This is a genomic window from Bacteroides sp. DH3716P (assembly GCF_025914115.1).
GTDB lineage: Bacteria > Bacteroidota > Bacteroidia > Bacteroidales > Bacteroidaceae > Bacteroides > Bacteroides ovatus.
Genome location: NZ_CP083673.1, coordinates 268,510 through 289,014 on the forward strand (window position 1 = coordinate 268,510; position 20,505 = coordinate 289,014).

The window sequence follows — 20,505 nt, forward strand, 5'->3', positions numbered from 1 at the left end:
ATCTACGAACATGAAAAAGATATTTACTATATTGTTACTATCCGGAAGTTTGTTGATGAGCGGATGCAGCGATTGGCTTGATATTCTGCCCAAAGATAAGCAATCTACCGATATGTACTGGGAGTCTTCTGAAGATGTGGAAGCCATTCTCGCACAGGGATACAGTCGTTTGCGTACTTGTGTCCCCTATATCATCAACTGGGGAGAATTGAGAGGGAGTTCCGTCATTGTTCCCGGTAGAGGAACAAAAACCGGTCTGATTCAGAACTTTCAGGTGTTGCCCAGTACATCAACTGTTCAGTGGGGTACCTTCTACCAAGTGATCGGTATGGCGAATGCTGTGTTAAAATATGCACCGACCGTGATGGACAAAGATGCAAGTTATTATGAATCGAGAATGAACTCACATCTGACGGAAGCTTATTTCCTACGCGGACTGTCATACCTGTATCTGGTACGTAACTTCCGGGAGGTGCCCTTGATTACCGAACCCTACGTAGACGATGCCATGCCTAATGACGTAGCCAAGTCATCCGAAACGGAGATTTTGGAATTGATAAAAAGCGATGTACGTGCAGCGTTAGCAACTAATGCTGCCAAAGAAACATTTGATGGAACATGGGCTACCAAAGGGCGTGCCACTAAATGGGCATTGTACGCACTGATGGCGGAAACTTGCCTTTGGGCAGAAGAATACGAAGAATGTGTCACGTATGCTGATTACCTAATTAATGCTACAGCCGCTATGCGACCAGTATTTATGTCGACACCCGGACAATGGTTCAATATGTTCTATCCCGGTAACAGTAACGAATCTATCTTTGAAATACAATATGACGAAACCAATTATGCACAAGGAAGCGGAAGCCCATCCAAGGTTTTCCCTTATGGCACTGATGTTACAATAGACTCATATATGTATTCTGAGCCGATGACTCTTCGCTTAATAGAAGAATACACACAGCATAGAGGAGATGAAATAAGCCGCACTTATTATGGTTCATTTGCCGGTACTGCTTATGCTAGCTATCCGGACAACGGCATTATCTGGAAATATTCAGGAATGGGAGTTGCTGACCGGGAAGCCGTACGTACCATTCAGGATGCCAATTATATTATCTATCGTATGGCAGACGTAATGTTGATGAAAGCGGAGGCACTGATTCGTATCGGCGGTTCCGCCAACTGGACAGAGGCATTGTCTATCATTAATCAGATACGCGAACGTTCAGAGCTAAACCCACGGAGTGAAGTCAGTGCGGACAATATCAACGAAGCTACTGAAGAAATGTTATTGGAGATGCTATTGGATGAACGCGACATGGAGTTTGCTGCAGAAGGCAAACGTTGGTATGACCTATTGCGCTACGGCAAGCAGCAAAACTTCAAGTATAAAGCCCGCTTTAAAGCAATCATTATGGAGAACAACCTTACAGCGGAAAATAAATGGCTGAGTTCTGTTCTGGATAATGATAATGCTTGGTATCTGCCAATTCCTGCTGAAGATATATTCAACAACTCGTTATTGACACAAAATCCTTATTATGAATAATTAAATAACGATATACGATGAAAAAATTAAAAAAAATATACTGGATGCTGCTCATCGTTTTATGTGCAGCTTGCAATGATCCGTATGATGGAGACACTTTCGTGGTCTTCGACACACAGCCTGCCGCAACTTATTTATCCAGCAGATCGGAAGACTTTTCCGAATGGATTCACATCATGAAATATGCGGACTTATACAATGCGGTGAATCAGGCTACCCAACGCTTCACTCTTTTCGTCCCCAACAATACGGCCGTACAGGAGTTTTACACCCGAAGAGGGGTTTCTTCCATTGAAGAGTTGGGAACAGAATATGCGCGTAATTTGGTATCTTATCATATTATACAAGATACCATCAATCAAGCAACTTTTATTGAGAAGGAAGGTGCATTAGCTAAAAGAACCGTTTCTGACGATGTTTTGATGGTATCATTCGGAAGTGCGGAAAATGGCGGTGGTGGTATGCGGTCTGTTTATCTGAACAGTGAAGCTCATGTGCTTGAATTTGCAAATCCGGTATCCAACGGTTACATATATGTATTGGGAAATACGCTAACTCCGCTTACTGAAAGCGTATATGCCCGGATATCCGAAAGCGGACGTCCTTATACCCTCTTAAAGTCCGCTTTAGATGCGACGGGGTGGGGAACCGAGTTGAACATTATCTATGATGAACTGAAAAATGATCAGGGACAAACTATCAAGCAGAAACGTAATTATACACTGTTGGCTGTAACGGACGATGTCTTCCATGATGCAGGTGTCAATAATCTGGCTGATTTAACACAACTGTTGGGAGCAAGTAGCGACTATACTAATCCGGAGAATGCATTGTATAAATATGTAGCCTATCATATTCTGACCGGAAGTTATGACTTGAACAACTTGCAGAGTTTCGACAGTGAAAATGCGACTTCTAAGATATGGAATACATCGTGCAAAGGAAATGTGGTAAGAATAAGCCAAGAGGAAGATCGAAAATTCTATTTGAACTATCAGGACGAAGCAAATAAAGCTGTCTTTGTGGAAGACGCTTGTAATTTGCAAGCTAAGAACGGCTATATTCATCAGGTTTCCACTTACCTGCCGATTGCGGATGTAAAACCGGAAACAGTATTGTTTGATGTATGTAATTTCTCTGCTATCAAAGACTGGATTGCAGACGGTCATGGAGAGGAGGGGATTAAATTTCAGGAATCATTTGGAACGGCAGAGAAGAAATGTGACATCTCAGAGCTCAATTGTTATGAATATGAACTAAAGAATCCATCAGGAGCTTTTGATAAATATTATAATATTACCTATTTTACTACTCGGACGAATAATGACTGGAAAACTGCCCGCAATTATGACTTTCTGATGTTGAACATTGGTAATACAGGTTGGATCTCAATGGAAACGCCGTCTATTATCAAGGGAAAATACAAAGTAACATTACACTTTGGTTATGCTACATCTATGGATTTTATTAGAACAAAAAGCAGCGGAAGTAACGGAGGACAAATGATTTTTAGCTTTGACGGAGAACATTCAGTTACACGTGCACCGTATACCAGTTCAACCACTACTCTTAAAAGCAATAAGTTGGGATGTTATGAAGATGTGATTTATGATGAGATAGAATTTACAGAAAACTCTACTCACACATTCAGACTGATATTGACTGATCCTGCAGCTAGTGATAAATCCGACTATCGTATATACTTAGATTATTTAGAATTTGAACCCATATTTGACGAATAAACCATGAAAGCAAGAAAATATATACTCGGCGTTGCCCTTATCGGATTGATAGGGAGCGGTTGTACTAACACATGGGATGAGCATTATGCCCAAAACGCCAGCACGGTTAATAATACGGAGATTTCCATAGTCAATGAATCCCTTACAGATTATTTGGCTCAAGAATCCTCTTTAAGCAATATGTACCAGCTGTTTAACGAAACGGGCATGGTGGACCAATTATTGGCGAAAGAACAGATGTATACTATTCTAGCAGTGGAGTCAAGCATTGCAGCGGGGGATGATCCTATATACACGGCTCAAACCTATATTTCCAATGCGTCCATCTCGCCTTCCAATCTGGAAGACGGACAACGTCTCTTGATGTGGAGCGGTAAGTACCTGAATATTTCTGTTGATTCTCCCGAAACAAGAGCGGCTACCGGTATTCGTTTCAACAATGCAACAGTAACTCGGGTAATTAAGTTGACTAATGGGTATCTGTATTTGTTAGATCAGGCTATCAATGCTCCGCGAAGCATGTATGAGATCATAGAAAATCTGGGTGACGATTATTCTATCTTCCGTGAAATGATCTTGTCACGTAATGTTTTGACATTTGACAGAGACGCAAGTAAAGTGGTAGGAGTAGACAATACGGGCAATACTGTATATGACTCGGTATTTACCGTAAGAGCTCCTTATTTTGAAAAGGTAAAGTTTGACATCATGTCCGAAAATCTCAGTGCTACCATGCTAATTCCGTCCAATGATGTTGTCAATAACGCATTAAGCGTAGCACGGAAGAATCTGGAAAACTGGAATATGACACGTGCAGATAGTATTCTGGAAAACTGGATATTTCAATCGGCTTTCTTTAATAAGATCTATGACAAAGCCGATTTTGAAAGCAATGAGGATTTGACTTCTGTATTCAGTAAACAATGGCGCACGACTGTACAGAAAGTAGATCTTGACAACCCGATATCTATGAGTAACGGAATAGCCTACCATGTCACTGAAATGAAGATACCTACTAACGTATTGATTTATCGCCTTAAAGAACTTTTCAGAAATTACGAATATCTGAGTGCCGATGATAAAGATACGTATTTCAAGACTACCAATCTTTCATTTAACAAGATTAGTGAGACAGATGAAGCGAACTGCGCAGGATGGGCAGCATTAGGATTCCCCACTATATATTACAGAGTTCTCTATTTTAACTTGACAGATGCTGATAATCAAACATATACACTTGATTATACTCCGTTTAGAGGTGAAACAGTGGGAACCCGTTACGTAGCTACTCCTTATAAGATTCCTCCTGGAACATATACACTCACCATGGGGTTCAGACAAAAGAAAACTTTAGGAGCGATTGCCGTTTCAATTATCAAGAATGGAGAAGAAATTCCTGTAACCACTCTTTCACAATCGGTGCTTAATAATGCATCTGCTTACCACTATGATCGTGCAGGAGGTGGATATCCGGAAGGAATAGATGAAGCTGTTGCGCAGGGATTTAAAAATAAATCAAAATATGATCGTGATGGAGGTGCTGTAGGTACAGTTACTATTCCGGGCGACGAAGCCAGTGAAATTATAATACGTCTTAGTGGATCAGGTTCCAATTTATCTGAAGCAGCATTATATCATTGGTGTCTGCGACCAAACAAGGATTGTTATTAATCTTATGAAATAAAGACAACATGAAAAAGATACAAATTTTGTTTTTCACCCTGTTAGTTTGCCTATTTGCTGTCGATCTGTATGCGCAGGAACAAGGTAAAATAAGCGGAAAAGTATTATCCACCCTTAATATTCCGGTTGAGGGTGCGGTGGTGTCTGTCACCGGAAGCGAAGATGTCACTACGGACAAGAACGGAGTATTTCAAATAGAATGCAAGAGTTTGCGGAAAGCCAATATTTCAGTTTGGGCTGCCGGATATTATACAGTGCTTCAAGCAGTGGATAATCGTAAGGAGATGACGATCATTATGATTCCTGAATCGGAATACAAATATAATGAAACAACAGTATTGCCTTTCCGTATTGAAACGAACGAAGTGACTACATCTGCGGAGAATATCACTAAAAAGGATTTCGTACCTGCGGGTATGAAGATAGACCGTGCGTTGGCTGGACAGATTGCAGGTTTGCAAGTGACTCGTGGCAGCGGTATGCCAGGAGAGGGAAGTTTCATTAATCTTCGTGGAACACGTTCTTTCGTGGGTAACAATGCTCCGCTGGTGGTTATCAATGGTATTCCTTATATACCGGACGTAAATGACTCACCATTGATTAACGGATTGAGCCGTAATATCTTTCAGTCTTACAACCTCAATGATATTCAAAATATTACCGTATTGAAAGGGGCGGAAGCGGCTTTATATGGTTCTATGGGGGCTAACGGTGTCATTCTGATTGAAACGGATGGTGCCACATCGGAGAACATGAACACTGAAATCAGTTATTACGGTCAGTTTGGTGTTAACTGGAACAACAAACGTATGCCCTTGCTGAATGGTATAGATTACCGCTCTTTCCTATCAGACATGGGAATGAGTTATTTCGGGAACATGGATGAGTTCTTTACCGAATTCCCTTTCATGAGTGACCCTACCAACAGCAGATATGCCAACTACTACAATAACAATACGAACTGGCAAGATAAAATCTACCGGAGCGGATTTGTGACAGAAAATCTGTTTCGAGTAGAAGGTGGTGATGCTATCGCCAAATACGACTTGTCTCTGGGCTACTCTAAAGAGGATGGAATATTGAAAAGTACTCAACAGAACCGCTATCATACACAGTTGAACGGAAACTTCTTGGTCAGCAAGAATTTTGAAGTCTATGCTACCGTCGGATTGGCATATATCAACGGTAATTATCAAGAACAAGGGATGAATGTTCGTACCAACCCTTTGCTTGCTGCTTATGCACAGTCTCCACTGCTTGCTCCCTACCAGAAAGTAGATAACGGAGAATTTACTCCGATTTACTCTGAATACTATTATGGAATCAGCAAAAATATGGACTTTGCTGTAAGTAACCCGTTAGCTATTGTCAATAATCTGGATGCGAACAGTCGCCAATATGACGTAAATGTTAAAGCTGGTTTCAATTATAAAATATTTCCAGGTTTTTCTCTCAGTGGTGCCTTCGGTCTTTACTACAACTATAATAAGGAGCATATTTTTGTTCCAGGCAGAACCGATTTTACTATCGTTCCTACTACAGACGCATTCGGTACTGAAGAAAATACAATCCGGGAAGGCGTAAACGAAACGACTAATTATTTTTATAACCTAAATGCGCGCTACAACAAACAATTCAGTAGCCGCCATGCTTTGAATGCTATGGCAGGAGTGCAAATTTTGACTACTTTGCAGGAATACGATGGGGCCTATGCGCGCAACACAACCAATGACTTCTATCAAGTACTGGGTTCGGCTGATGCTATAGGTCGTTATTTCGACGGTTATCAGAATAAATGGAACTGGGCTAATATTTATGGTCACGTTGACTATACTTATAATCATGTATTGAATGCTGCATTGAATATGTCTATCGACGGTTCTTCCGCAAACGGAAGATACACCAACCATTTTCGGGTTTATCCATCAGGCGGAATCACATGGATGGCGAAGAATATGTCTTTCCTTATAGACAAGGATTGGATCACCCGTCTGGATTTGCGTGCAGAATACAGCCTGACAGGAAACAGTCGCTTCTCTTCCAATTATGGAAAATCTTATTATAGTAGTTTACCGTATATGGCTGTATCGGGTATTATTCGTACCCAAATACCGAACACACATTTGAAACCGGAGATAACCTCGCAGATGAATTTAAGTTTGGATGCCTCTTTCTTGAGAAACCGTATCAGTTTGGGAGTAGATTATTATCGTGGCAGAAGCAAAGATGTAATCATGAACATTGGAAAATCTGCTATCTACGGAACATCTGCCTACTATGCAAACGTCGGAAAAATCGATAACAACGGAGTAGAACTTTCATTGCAGGCTTCTCTCATCCGTATGCGTAACTTTGAGTGGATTGTAGGAGGTAATATTTCTTTCACGGAAAGTAAGATTAAATCATTGGGCGGAAACGATCAGGAAACAGTTCAATATAGTGATGGTTCGATGATAGTAAGTCGTGTAGGTGGAAATCCATACGAATTTTACGGATTGCAAGCAAATGGCGTCTACTCTACCCAAGCGGAAGCGAGTGAAGCCGCATTGACCAACAGCAGTAATCAAGCATATAGTGCTGGTGATGTACGTTATGTAGACCAGAATAATGACGGACGCATCGATTCTAAAGATTATGTATCATTGGGTAGTGCCACTCCTGATTACTTTGGAGGATTCTATACCAATATCCGTTATAAGCATTTCGCACTGGCGGCCGAATTTTCTTATTCAAAAGGGAATGAGGCATACAATGCGGTAAGAAGGACACTGGAATCAGTTTCTTCTTTCTCTAACCAAAGTGTAGCAGTGACCAACCGTTGGAATGTAGAAGGACAGGTTACCAATATTCCACGCGCTAGCTATGGAGATGCTATCGGCAATAACAACTTCTCTTCCCGTTGGATTGAAGATGCTTCTTTCCTACGCATGAAGAGTATTACGTTAAGCTATAATTTCGACAAACCAGTTTGGAATTTTTTCCGTTCAGGAACAATTTATGTGACAGGAGAAAACCTGTTGACCGCTACCAAATATTTGGGTATGGATCCGGAATTCGCTTATTCATCTGGCAGCAATGCTACACAAGGATTTGATTATGCGAAAGTGATGCAACCGAAATCTGTCAAACTGGGTATTAACTTGAAATTCTAATGATGAAGATGAAAAAGATATTATTAAATGCCGCTTTCATGCTGGCGGTTACTTTATTGGGAGGATGCGATGACTTCTTCAATCCTGATACAGATGTTACCCTGGATAATGAGGATTATATATCAGAAGAAAGTGAGATGTACTCCGGTTACATTGGTATCATGACTAAAATGCAAGCCATTGGAGACAAAGTGATTTATCTGAATGAACTTCGGGGAGAAATGGTGGTGCCGACTGCAACGGCACCCACTGAACTCTACAACTTGTACAATTACGATGATGATTTAAGTGGTAATTCATATGCAGATCCTTCTGGATTCTACGAAGTAATAAATGCCTGTAACGATTATCTTCGGAAATTGAAAACATACGAAGAAAAGAACTCTATTAATGAAAGCCACTATAAAGCATTGGTCAGCAGCACGCTGCGTGTCAAGGCATGGATGTTTATGACGATCGCTAAAATCTACGGAGAAGTAGCATGGGTGGATAAACCAATGACTTCGTTGAGAGATTTGTCACAGTTTGACATATTGAATCTTGACGAAACGATGGTAGCTTGCAAGAATCTGCTAGATATTGGTTATGACAATATTGACGGAACTTACGAAACAGCATGGAAAGACTGGGTAGACCCGGATACGGAGCTGGCAAATAGTGAATATCGCCGCTGGGATATGATGACTCCTCCTTACTATGCTCTATATGCAGAGATTTGTTTGTGGTTAGGTAGATACCAACAATGTGTCAACTTGATACTTAATAAGATGAACAGTATCTACCAAAGTACTACCAATCAATCTATCGCTTTCTTACGTAATGATATGTTGTTCAGTCATTATACCAATTTCTTTAATAACGAGACTCCGTATGATTATGAATCGGCGTCAGCAATTATGTATGACTATCAAAACAGGCAGACAAACAGTCTGCTGAAGCATTTCGACTCTGATTATCCGAATAAATATTGGCTGGCACCGGCAGAGGTCGCTGTAGAACGTTTCAGAGATAATGACTTCGGTCCGCTGGGTAGTAAAGATAAAGATTTCAGAATGGGTTACACAGTATCTGAATACAATGGTAAATGGGTTATCAGCAAATTCCGTCCAACTTCTAAACCTGTACGTACCGCTTATCGCGATGATGTATTCGTATATACCTACCGCGGTGCAGACCTTTATTTTATGTTGGCAGAAGCATTCAATCAATTAGGTAGAAGATCTGTAGTTGACGCACTAATTAATGTAGGAGTCAATGCCTACTCTAGTGAGTTTGATATTGATGAGGAAGGTACTTATTCCGGCAATTGGTATGGTATTACTCCTCATTGGACGAATAATAGTACTGTATATTATTATTCAAACGGGACAACTGGTATTGGTAGTCGTAAATATGGTGACAGAGGGATTCGTGGAGTAGAAGTAAGCTATAGTAACTTAGGAGCACGTACTTTCACATCTAATGTACAAAACAATGACGAAGAAATATTGAAAGAAATGATGCTGGAAATGGCATGCGAAGGAAAAGTTTATCCGGCTATGATTCGTATGGCAAAACGTTATAATGATAATAGTTTCATGGCGAAGTATATTTCGGAAAAGTACGAAACTACTGGCAATGCTGAAGACATTCGTTCCAAAATAATGAATGGAGACTATTTTATCAAATGGAATTTAAAATAAAGATCCTCAAATCATCCTTTGGATTGGATTATTAGGGTGGAGTGACGCGGGTTTTTGAATGAGAATCCGCGTCATTTGTTTCAAAAATAAATACTTTTGTAAATAACAATAATAAAGAATCATGAAAACATTCGCAGTATCTATTGCAGCACTTTTTATTTGGACAGCTTGCGGAGATGGAAATCAGCCGATAATTGACCGCGAGGCATTAGTAGAAAGGAACAGTCCTGTTGTGACGGCATTCGATTCATTGGCTTCACTTTCTGTAGGAAATGGAGAGTTTGCTTATACGGTAGACATAACCGGATTACAGACGTTTCCGGACAATTATAAAAAAGGAGTTCCATTGGGAACGCAGAGCCAGTGGGGCTGGCATAGCTTCGCCAATCCGGACCGGCTTACTTCGGAAGAAACTCTGAAAGAATACGATTTTGGCAGGGGAAAGAAAGAACTTTACGCTACTCAATTCAAAGAAGAAGGCAGACAGCAGGATGCCGCTAATTGGTTTCGTGTCAATCCGCATCGTCTTCATTTAGGAATTGTCGGTTTTGACGTGGAAGAAGGTACGGATATTGAACAGGTAACTGACGTTCATCAGAAACTTTGCTTGTGGGATGGAAAAATCGAAAGTCGGTTTAAATTAAACGGTGAAGATTATCAAGTGGAGACAGTCTGCCATCCTTCTAATGATATGATTGCTGCAAATATTACCTCTAAGGCGCATACCGGGATTTGTTTTCGTTTTCCGTATCCTACGGGCGCTCATTGTGATGATGCATGTAATTGGGAAGCCGTTGATAAACATACAACGACTATTGTTACTCAAAATGAATCTTCCGCAGTTTTGAAACATACTTTAGATAGCACAGAGTATTTCGTAACTTTGTATTGGGAAGGGAAGGCTACTTTCAATGAGAAAGCAAAACATTATTTTGTCCTGACTCCGATGGACGATCATTTAGCTTTTACATGTGCTTTTACTAGTACAGCTCCTTCAACGCAGCCTGTTACTGTAGCACAAACTCAAGAAGAAGCAAAAAACTATTGGAACTCGTTTTGGAAGGAAGGCGCAGCTGTTGACTTTTCGGCATGTACGGACCCACGGGCCAAAGAACTGGAACGACGTGTGGTACTTAGCCAATATTTGCTTGCTATTCAGAGTGCAGGTACTACTCCTCCGCAAGAGACGGGGCTTACCTATAATTCGTGGTTTGGCAAATTTCATCTTGAAATGATCTGGTGGCACGAAGCTCAATTTGCTCTTTGGAATCGTAGCAACTTACTTGACCGTACATTAGGCTGGTATGAAAAGGCTGAACCGATAGCGCGTCAAATAGCCCAAAGACAAGGGTTTGATGGTGTTCGCTGGATGAAAATGACCGACCCTTCAGGAACAGAAGCCCCTTCCAAAGTAGGAAGTTTTCTGATTTGGCAACAACCTCATCTAATTTATTTGGCAGAATTACTTTATCGTGCTGATCCGACTAAAGAAGTGTTGGAGAAATATAATCGTTTGGTACAGGAGACTGCAGAATTTATGTACTCTTTTGCTACATACGATGAACTGGAAGGACGTTACGTATTGAAAGGTGCCATTCCTGCACAAGAAACGTTGCGTGCTGCAGAAACAATTAATCCTCCTTTTGAACTTTCTTACTGGCATTTTGCCATGCAGACCGCTCAACAATGGCGTGAACGTATGGGACAGCAACGTAGTCTGGAATGGGATGAAATGATCGACAAACTTTCCCCTTTAGCATCTAATAATGAAGGACTTTATCTGGCTGCTGAAACAGCCATAGATACTTATAAAGATATTCGTTATACTTCCGACCACATGGCAGTATTAGGGGCAGTCGGTATTCTTCCGATGAATAAACTTATCCGGGAAGATTATATGAAAAATACATTGCACTGGATTTGGGATAACTGGAATTGGGGTAAAACCTGGGGATGGGATTATCCGATGACGGCTATGAATGCTGCCCGTTTGGGTGAACCGGAAAAGGCCGTCGGAGCTTTACTGATGGATAAACGCACAAACACATACTTGCCGAATGGTCATAATTATCAGGACGGTCGTTTACGTATTTATTTACCGGGTAATGGCGGCTTGCTGACTGCTATTGCGATGATGTGTGCCGGTTGGGACGGATGTACGGAGACTAATCCGGGATTTCCGAAAGATGGAACTTGGAATGTCCGTTGGGAAGGATTGAAGCCATTACCATAATCAAACACAAAAAAATATGAGTTATTTTCATCTGAATCTTATTTTAAAAGGAAAGCTGACAGTTTGTTGCCTCTTGATGTTGCCGGCGATACCATTAAATGCTCAAAGAGAGGCAAAGCAGATCGGTGACTTTAAAGAATCCATTTCCTTGAATGAACATCTGCGAGGTACAAAAAGGACGTTGCAATATCGTCCCGATGGTGATGAGTTTGTTTGTGTCAATGGTAAGAATCGGTATACCCGTGCTTTGTACGGTAGTCACAGTCCCTTTCGGGTCGAAACAAGTGACCGACCGGTTTTTGCTTTTTATAATAACGGACGCGGAGGAAATATAAGTTTCAAAGTCATTCTTCGTGACGGAACAGAATTGGCGCTTGACTGCACCGGGCATTGTGAATCCCGTTATTCGGCTGGAAAACGTACCTATTATTTGACAGACCCGTCTTGGGGAAAAGGAGAACTGCGTATTTCTGTATTGGCATTAGCCGATATGGATGGAGCTATTTGGCGTTTTTCTCCTTCGAATATGCCTAAAGGAGCTATACTTCGTTGGCAACATGGGGGAGCTACCGGAAAACGTTTGAGTCGTAATGGAGATATGGGGGTAGATCCGGCTGATTGCTTCGAACTTCCTGTCGAAGCGACTGACCTTGTCACTGGTGAACTTCCCTTGCAGAAAGAAGTATACTTGGTACGTGGGGAGGTTCCCGAAGACTATAATGTCCGTAAACTCTATCAACAAGCGGAGGCAGCTTCTTTGGCATTGGCTTCTCATTTGAAGATAGAAACGCCGGACCCTTATTTGAACACTTTGGGTGGTGCATTGGTCGCAGCTGCCGATGGAATTTGGGACGGACAGGTTTGGTTGCACGGTGCTATTGGCTGGCGTATGCCGTTAAGTGGGTGGAGGGCCGGATATACTGGTGATGCTTTAGGTTGGCATGACCGGGCACGGACTCATTTTGATGCTTATGCAGCTAGTCAGGTGACTGATGTCCCGAATACAATACCTCATCCGGTACAAGATTCTACAATGAATCTGGCGCGTTCGGAAAAACGTTGGGGAACTCCTCAATATAGCAATGGGTATATTTGCCGGAATCCTAGACGTAACAACCAGATGCACCACTATGACATGAACCTTTGTTACATGGATGAATTGTTATGGCACTTCAACTGGACGGGAGATACTGCGTATGTCCGCAAAATGTGGCCTGTGATTACCCGCCATCTAGCTTGGGAAAAATTAAATTATGATCCGGACAATGATGGTTTATATGATGCATACGCTTGTATTTGGGCAAGTGATGCGCTTTACTACAACAGTGGCGCAGTCACCCATTCGTCGGCTTATAACTACCGTGCCAATAAAATGGCTGCTTTTCTTGCTTCTTTGATAGGCGAAGACCCTTCACCTTATCAGAACGAAGCCGAGCAAATATTGAAAGCGATGAATAAGCGTCTTTGGATGCAGGGCAAAGGTTGTTGGGCGGAATATCAGGATTTTATGGGACATCGCCGGCTTCACGAAAGTCCGGGATTATGGACTATATACCATGCACTCGATAGCGACGTTGCCGATCCTTTTCAAGCTTATCAGGCTACACGGTATGTTGATACGGAAATACCACATATCCCCGTGTATGCCGATGGACTGGAAGAGGGGTATGCAACGATTGCCACTACCAATTGGTTACCTTATTCCTGGAGTATCAATAATGTGGCTTTCGCAGAGGTAATGCATACAGCTTTGGCTTATTTTCAGGCAGGACGTCCGGAGGAAGCATATCGATTGATGAAAAGTTCATTTCTGGATGGCATGTACTTAGGTAACAGTCCCGGCAATTTGGGGCAAGTCAGCTTTTATGATGCTGCCCGTGGAGAGTGTTATCGTGACTTTGGAGATCCGATAGGGGTAGCTTCCCGATTACTGGTACAAGGATTGTATGGCATTTTACCCGATGTATTGAACGGGAAGATGGTGATTCGTCCGGGATTTCCCGCAGAATGGTCAAAAGCTTCTATTTCTTTGCCTGACATAACCTATCACTTTGTCAGGGAGAATGATACAGATATTTACCGGATAGAGCAACGTTTTAAGGCACCTTTGGCTTTGACATTACAAGTGAATGTCGGAAGAGAAAGGATTCATTCTGTGAAAGTAAATGGGAAAGAAGTTGACTGGAGCTTTGCGGAAGCTGCTTCCGGTTATCCGGTGGTTGTTATTCCTGCTTCTTCTGCCAAAAAAGCAGTTGTCGAAATTGTGTGGGAAGGAAACTGTCTGAATCCGGTTTTGCCTGAAATACAGGCGGAGGCTTTAGCGGAGATCCGTATTCCATCCATTTTAGGGGCGGTATTCGGTGAAATATATGATCCGCAGGGAGTGCTGATACAACCGAATGTTAGTGATACATCTATAAGAAGTAAGGTCAATGATCATTTGGGGCATCATACATTCTTTGTTCGCACGAAACAAGGACAGATGGAATGGTGGCAGCCTGTAAACGTACAGATTACAAAATCGGAAAAATCACCGGTCATTCTTCCTTTCTCACAGGTGAATACGTCAGAGTGCCGGGTGATGAATATGGATTCTTTGTTCAATGCGAATGTGACAGATATTTTCCGGAATGAGTATCTGACACCCCGTTCGCCTTATACCACTTTGCAACTTCCTGTTCAGGGCATTGGCGAGTGGTGTCATCCGAAATTAACTGCTGATATTGATGATGCAGGTTTGCGTGCCTTGGTACGTGATGAGATGCTGACTACCAAACTGGGTGTGCCGTTCCGAACATTGGCTCAAGGAAGCAATATTGCTTTTACTTCGTTGTGGGATAATTATCCCGACAGTTTGAGTATTCCGCTTTCCGGTCGGGCTTCTCATGCCTATTTAATGATGGCAGGCAGTACCAACCACATGCAGTGTCGCATTGCTAATGGTATTGTTCGTGTATACTATACAGATGGAACTTCTGATGTATTGGAATTAGTGAATCCGGATAACTGGTGTCCTATTGAGCAGGATTTCTATGTTGATGGTCAGGCATTCACCGTTGTTTCTCCCCGTCCTTATCGCATTCATTTTAAGACAGGTTTGGTTAGCAATGACTTGGGAAAGGACTTAGGCATAAAGGGTGTTTATGGACGTTCCATCGAGGGAGGAGCAGGTGTACTTTTGGACATGCTTCTGAATCCTTCCAAAGAGTTAAGTCATCTGACGTTGGAAACACTTTCAAACGATGTTGTTATCGGTCTGATGGGAGTTACATTGCAATAAAATAAAAATAACATATTAATAAAAGGATAAGAATTATGATGAGAAGAACTATTAATTTACTACTGATGTTGCTTTTTGTGGCAGAGGTAACATTTGCGAATACTGTTGATTTTGATAAAGCATTTAAAGAAAGCGCCCGTATCGAAAAACAGATTAAACGGACCTCTTTTCCGAAACGAACATTTCTTATAACTGATTTTGGAGCAAAAACGGATGATGAGGCTAATCCTTGCCATGAAGCCATTAATCAGGCTATTCTACAGTGCAGTCTGTCAGGAGGTGGCACAGTAATTGTTCCTAAAGGTACTTTTTATACCGGACCTATTACTTTAAAGAGCAATGTGAATTTTCATCTCGAAGAGGGAGCTGTTTTGAAATTCTCTACAGATCAAAGCCTTTATTTTCCTGCTGTTTTAACTCGTTGGGAAGGAATTGATTGCTATAATGCTCACCCCTTGATTTATGCTTATGGTGAAAGTAATATTGCCATAACCGGAAAAGGTATTATCGATGGACAAGGTAGCATGGAAACTTGGTGGCCGATGTGTGGAGCTGTAAAATATGGCTGGAAAGAAGGCATGGTGGCTCAGCGCAATGGAGGTCGTGAACGTCTGTTGATGTATGGTGAAACATCGACTCCTGTCTACAAGCGTCTGATGAAGCCGGAAGATGGCATGCGTCCGCAGCTATTGAACTTACATTCCTGTCACACAATCTTGATTGAAGGTGTTACTTTGTTGAATTCTCCGTTTTGGGTGATTCATCCTCTTTTCTGCGAGAGCTTGATTGTTAGCGGAGTGACTGTTTTCAATCGTGGACCTAACGGAGACGGATGTGATCCTGAATCTTGTAAGAATGTGTTGATTGAGAATTGTACATTTGATACGGGTGATGATTGTATTGCCATTAAATCAGGACGTAATGAAGACGGACGTAAATGGAATATTCCCAGTGAGAACATTATCGTACGTGGTTGCATGATGAGGAATGGACATGGAGGAGTAGTGATCGGCAGTGAGATTTCCGGTGGTTACCGTAACTTGTTTGTAGAAGACTGCCGAATGGATAGCCCGAATCTGGATCGTGTTATTCGTATTAAGACGAGCACTTGCCGCGGAGGACTTATAGAAAATGTATTTGTTCGTAATGTAACGGTAGGACAATGTCGTGAAGCTGTGCTTCGCATCAATCTGCAATATGAGAATCGGGAGAAATGTAAGAGAGGGTTTGACCCGATTGTCCGTAATGTGCATTTGAAGAATGTAACTTGTGAGAAGAGTAAATTGGGTGTGCTTATTATAGGGCTGGAGGATGATAAACATGTATATAACATCAGTGTAGAGGATTCTCATTTTAATAATGTAGCCAAAGGAGCAAATGATATTAAAGGGGCGAAAGATGTGACTTTCAAGAACCTTTATATCAATGGTGAATTGGTGAAATAGAATATAGTTGTAATAGATAAAAATAACTATGGATGAAGAAGAGTGGAAGACTGCCTATGATGTACAAATCTATGTTACATCTTTATCCGCAATAAGCGATTGCAATTGGAATAGATTAGAACTCTGAGTAAATTTTCATCAAGATGGTTTTATCTATAAGTTGAGACATTATTACCCTGTACTTTCAGAAGATGATATACATGTCATTCTTTTGTTACGTATTGATTTTAGTAATGCGCAGATTTCAAAGTTATTCCAGATTCTAGGAAGTTCTTTTCGAATACGCCGTAGTAGATTGAAAAAGAAAATGAATGTTTCTTGTGAATCTATTACTGATTTTATTAAATCATTACGTTTGGAATGATCTTTCTTTAAAAACCATATTTAAATGCGTATACATTGGCTGTGTATACGCATTTGTATACGGTTGAAATTTGTATTTCAATTTATAAATGTCGTCCTTTGTTACAACAAGAGCGATAAACTTTTATTTGTACTAATATTATGGAAAAATACAGCTCCTTATCTTATATAATATAGATGGAATTGGAAGTGAACTATACAATTTTTACAAATATATGGTATTGCTCTGAAAAAGATATTCAAAATTAGTAATCTCTAAAAGTCATTCTTATGAGAAAGTGGAATTGTGGCTTTGTTATGGTTGGATTAGCCTTTCTAATCAGTATTTCAGTACTTAGTTGTCAGACGGATGATGCTGACGATTACTCTCAACAGGCAGAAGATGTGACTGCTGCAGATCTCTTTATTGCTTCGGAAGCTTATCAGAATTTGGAAAAAGAAATAGGAAAGGACATGAGAAGAGAACGAAACGCAATCTCTAAATTGTCTAAAGAAGACTTGGAACAATATCGCTTACTCCGGAAAAATCTGCTTAATATCGAGACTCGTACCGAAGCAATTACTCAATTAAAGATTCTGACAGGATATGATTATCAAGCTAACCGTAATCGTATTTCTTCTTTGGTCAGGGACGTTTTTAAAGATGCTGATTTTACTAAATTAGAATTGATGAGGGCACGACAAAAAAGTCGAATGTACAAAGTCGTGATTACGCGAGCAGATACCAATGCAGAACTACGTGAAAAATGCAAAAAAGATTGTGCGGAAACGGCCAAAGAAGAAATAATGGAATGTCATAATCATTTTAACGAGAATATTGAGGATTTACCTGCGAGTGAATTTCCCAATGGTGATAATTATAAATTCTGGGTAAAAGTAAGAGATGCTTGTCTATCGGCTGCAGGAACAAAAGAAGGAAATTGTGAAAGCAGTTGTGATAAAAGCTATCCAGATGAGGAGTAAATTTTAATTGTAAGAGTAATATTTAATAGTCGTAATAATGAAAAAATATCTATTTATTTTTATTTTCGTATCTATAGCCCAGCTATTCTATGGACAAGAAAAATACACTATCCAGGGTGAATTACCCGACCATTCGTTAGATAATAGTTATTTGCGTTTGACTAATAGTTCAGCTCTTAGTCAAGAAAAAGAACGAATTAAACATTTATTTATTGATAGTATATTGGTGGTTGACGGGAAATTCCATTATGAAGGTGTACTTTCACAAAAGCCATTCTTGGCGTATCTTTATAGTGCAGGGACAAAAAGAAAGATGTTGGATTTCGGCCTGTATTTTATAGTTGAGTCTGGTAATATTCATATCCGCATCGCTAATTGGGCAGATGAGGGTGTGGTATCAGGTACTCCTATTAATGAAGATTATAATACCTATATAATCACAAGGAGAAGTATGGAAAATCAATTACTCTTTTTAGAGAAATATGCCCAATACCCGGATGTCGTACGGTTCCACTTATCTTTTTTATTGAACGGACGAAGAATGTCAAGGGATCCTAATTTTCCAAAATATCTACAGATTCTCGACCGAATGCCTAAAGCAGATCGGGATATTCTTTTGGCTTGGCTGGACTATACTATTAAAAAGTATGAATATGAAAAAAAAACCAAACCATTATTGGACAGTATACGTAACAATGCCCCTCGTTTCATCGAGACTATTCCGAGTAATTCATCATCAACAACGATGAAAAATAAGTAGAATTTTAGTCTTATTGTGATTTGTGTGACGTGTTTTTGATTATGAAATTGACAATCAGCGGGAGAATAAGTGCCCTATATGTTACTACCTTAAAAATAGTTTTATGAAAAAAAGCAAAGCTTTCTTGAATATGGTTGTGTTAACCTTTTTAATAGCTATATCTATGCTTAGTTGTCAATCGAATGATGATTATTTGCAAATCGGAATAGGCAATTGTGAGAGTAGTAATGGTACGTGTCCTATAACCGTATTTCATTAGGCTTTTTATACATCCATATTTAAGTTATAATCTAATATGAAAGTAAAAAGGCAAATTCTTGTTCTATTTTTGACAATGCTGGTAGAAATTCCGATTCTTTCTGCCCAAAGCAAAAAAGAACAAAAGAAACAAAAGGCGGAAGTTGTCGGAAAGATTGTTACATCAAAAGTCTACAAGATAAATGTAGGTACTTGCATTCTTCCATGTAAAGCTCCTATATTATTGAATGAGTCTGATTATTCAATAGAAATTAAAAATGATTCTATTTTTTCTGATCTTCTTTATCTCGGTCAAGCTGATATACCATACAGGAGAGGAGCTGAACTTTACTTTCAGGCTCCTTTGAAAAAATATACTATGGATATAGATAAAAAGAAAAATGCTCACATCAAGTTTTCAGCAAATACAACAATAGGTAATTGCAACTTTTATATTAAGGTATATTCCAATGGAAGTGCGAGCATTTATATCACCTTGCAGCAGGGGAAAAGTATCAATTTTTTAGGAGAATTAAATATGCGAAGAGAAGAAACGGAGTCTCTGTAACACTTAAATTATTATCATGAGAAAATATCTATTCATATTAATGTTTGTATCTATAGCCCAACTATTTTACGGACAAGAGAAATACACGATTCAAGGTGAATTTCCAGATAATTCGCTAGACGGAAAATATATAATACTGACAGATAAGTCTTTTCTTCCTGATGAGTACAAACGTAAATGGAAAGCATCTGACGATGAAGTAAAGATATTGGTAACTGATAAAAAATTCTATTATAAAGGGGTAACTACACGAAAACCTTTTTTGGTGCAAATATATTACGATAGACCAACATTCAGTGGTCAGACAAGTGCGACTTCTTTTGTAATAGAACCTGGGAATATCCAGATCCATATAACCAATTGGTATGAGGAAGGAAATGTATCGGGTACTCCTATTAATAAAGACTATAATACTTGTGTCATTGAACGGAGAAATCTGGTAAATAGAATTTTTAGAACTATCCGTTTAAAGGGGCAGACTTCGGAAGCTGAAGGAGCTTATTCTTTTGGTTCAGCATTTGAGGATTTTGAAAAAGGTGAATTGGCTTTCTTTGAGAAATATGCCAAATATCCGGATGTTATCCGAGTAATGTTATCTCGTTATTTGGAAGTTAAGGACTTAAATAAAAGATTGGTGGATGCTAAATATTTACGTATTCTTGACTTAATGCCCAAAGCGGATCGGGATATTTTGATAGCGTGGCGAGAGTATACAATGAAGAGAGAGGAGTATTGGGCAAAGAGAAGAGCGTTGACCGATAGTCTTAATCGTAATGCTCCTCGTTTTATTGAAAGACGGGTAAATAATATGCTTGATATAACTGTAAAATGATTTTATAGAATTA

General features: G+C 40.1%; 12 protein-coding genes. All 12 read left to right on the forward strand.

The genetic code is table 11. The annotated features are described in order from the left end of the window. Positions 1–10 precede the first annotated feature (10 nt). On the forward strand, positions 11–1,552 hold the full coding sequence (locus KQP79_RS00770; RefSeq protein ID WP_004304466.1) for a RagB/SusD family nutrient uptake outer membrane protein: 1,542 nt from the start codon (positions 11–13) through the stop codon (positions 1,550–1,552). A gap of 17 nt (positions 1,553–1,569) precedes the next feature. After that, the gene (locus KQP79_RS00775; RefSeq protein ID WP_061448050.1) at positions 1,570–3,294 is read left to right on the forward strand and encodes a DUF5108 domain-containing protein; all 1,725 of its coding nucleotides are present in this window, start codon (positions 1,570–1,572) and stop codon (positions 3,292–3,294) included. Positions 3,295–3,297: 3 nt separating this feature from the next. Next, on the forward strand, positions 3,298–4,965 hold the full coding sequence (locus tag KQP79_RS00780; protein WP_061448051.1) for a hypothetical protein: 1,668 nt from the start codon (positions 3,298–3,300) through the stop codon (positions 4,963–4,965). A 20-nt stretch (positions 4,966–4,985) separates the two neighbouring features. Then, positions 4,986–8,129: a SusC/RagA family TonB-linked outer membrane protein gene (locus KQP79_RS00785; RefSeq protein ID WP_061448052.1), complete on the forward strand. Its 3,144-nt coding sequence runs from the start codon at positions 4,986–4,988 to the stop codon at positions 8,127–8,129. Then, complete coding sequence (locus tag KQP79_RS00790) at positions 8,129–9,811, forward strand: RagB/SusD family nutrient uptake outer membrane protein (protein WP_061448053.1); 1,683 nt, start codon at positions 8,129–8,131, stop codon at positions 9,809–9,811. The genes KQP79_RS00785 and KQP79_RS00790 overlap by 1 nt, the downstream gene beginning before the upstream one ends. Positions 9,812–9,932: 121 nt before the next feature. After that, a complete protein-coding gene (locus KQP79_RS00795; RefSeq protein WP_061448054.1) occupies positions 9,933–12,044 on the forward strand; it encodes a hypothetical protein in 2,112 nt (703 codons plus the stop codon). A 16-nt stretch (positions 12,045–12,060) separates the two neighbouring features. Then, positions 12,061–15,324 (forward strand): DUF4450 domain-containing protein, encoded by a 3,264-nt coding sequence (locus KQP79_RS00800; RefSeq protein WP_081104618.1) that lies wholly within the window; start codon positions 12,061–12,063, stop codon positions 15,322–15,324. Positions 15,325–15,359: 35 nt separating this feature from the next. Next, positions 15,360–16,769, forward strand: coding sequence for a glycoside hydrolase family 28 protein (locus KQP79_RS00805; RefSeq protein ID WP_171036015.1), 1,410 nt, complete (start codon positions 15,360–15,362; stop codon positions 16,767–16,769). Positions 16,770–17,402: 633 nt separating this feature from the next. Further along, entirely contained in the window at positions 17,403–18,095 is a 693-nt protein-coding gene (locus KQP79_RS00810) for a hypothetical protein (protein ID WP_061448057.1), read from the forward strand. Between the two features lie 37 nt (positions 18,096–18,132). Further along, positions 18,133–18,855: a DUF4369 domain-containing protein gene (locus KQP79_RS00815; protein WP_061448058.1), complete on the forward strand. Its 723-nt coding sequence runs from the start codon at positions 18,133–18,135 to the stop codon at positions 18,853–18,855. Between the two features lie 295 nt (positions 18,856–19,150). Next, on the forward strand, positions 19,151–19,660 hold the full coding sequence (locus tag KQP79_RS00820; RefSeq protein ID WP_004304492.1) for a DUF4251 domain-containing protein: 510 nt from the start codon (positions 19,151–19,153) through the stop codon (positions 19,658–19,660). Between the two features lie 16 nt (positions 19,661–19,676). Further along, on the forward strand, positions 19,677–20,492 hold the full coding sequence (locus KQP79_RS00825; RefSeq protein WP_004304494.1) for a DUF4369 domain-containing protein: 816 nt from the start codon (positions 19,677–19,679) through the stop codon (positions 20,490–20,492). Positions 20,493–20,505 lie beyond the last annotated feature (13 nt).

Bases quoted from the DNA above. Each gene is read 5' to 3' on its own strand.
- KQP79_RS00770 (WP_004304466.1), top strand. From the start codon at position 11: ATGAAAAAGATATTTACTATATTGTTACTATCCGGAAGTTTGTTGATG.
- KQP79_RS00775 (WP_061448050.1), top strand. From the start codon at position 1,570: ATGAAAAAATTAAAAAAAATATACTGGATGCTGCTCATCGTTTTATGT.
- KQP79_RS00780 (WP_061448051.1), top strand. From the start codon at position 3,298: ATGAAAGCAAGAAAATATATACTCGGCGTTGCCCTTATCGGATTGATA.
- KQP79_RS00785 (WP_061448052.1), top strand. From the start codon at position 4,986: ATGAAAAAGATACAAATTTTGTTTTTCACCCTGTTAGTTTGCCTATTT.
- KQP79_RS00790 (WP_061448053.1), top strand. From the start codon at position 8,129: ATGATGAAGATGAAAAAGATATTATTAAATGCCGCTTTCATGCTGGCG.
- KQP79_RS00795 (WP_061448054.1), top strand. From the start codon at position 9,933: ATGAAAACATTCGCAGTATCTATTGCAGCACTTTTTATTTGGACAGCT.
- KQP79_RS00800 (WP_081104618.1), top strand. From the start codon at position 12,061: ATGAGTTATTTTCATCTGAATCTTATTTTAAAAGGAAAGCTGACAGTT.
- KQP79_RS00805 (WP_171036015.1), top strand. From the start codon at position 15,360: ATGATGAGAAGAACTATTAATTTACTACTGATGTTGCTTTTTGTGGCA.
- KQP79_RS00810 (WP_061448057.1), top strand. From the start codon at position 17,403: ATGAGAAAGTGGAATTGTGGCTTTGTTATGGTTGGATTAGCCTTTCTA.
- KQP79_RS00815 (WP_061448058.1), top strand. From the start codon at position 18,133: ATGAAAAAATATCTATTTATTTTTATTTTCGTATCTATAGCCCAGCTA.
- KQP79_RS00820 (WP_004304492.1), top strand. From the start codon at position 19,151: ATGAAAGTAAAAAGGCAAATTCTTGTTCTATTTTTGACAATGCTGGTA.
- KQP79_RS00825 (WP_004304494.1), top strand. From the start codon at position 19,677: ATGAGAAAATATCTATTCATATTAATGTTTGTATCTATAGCCCAACTA.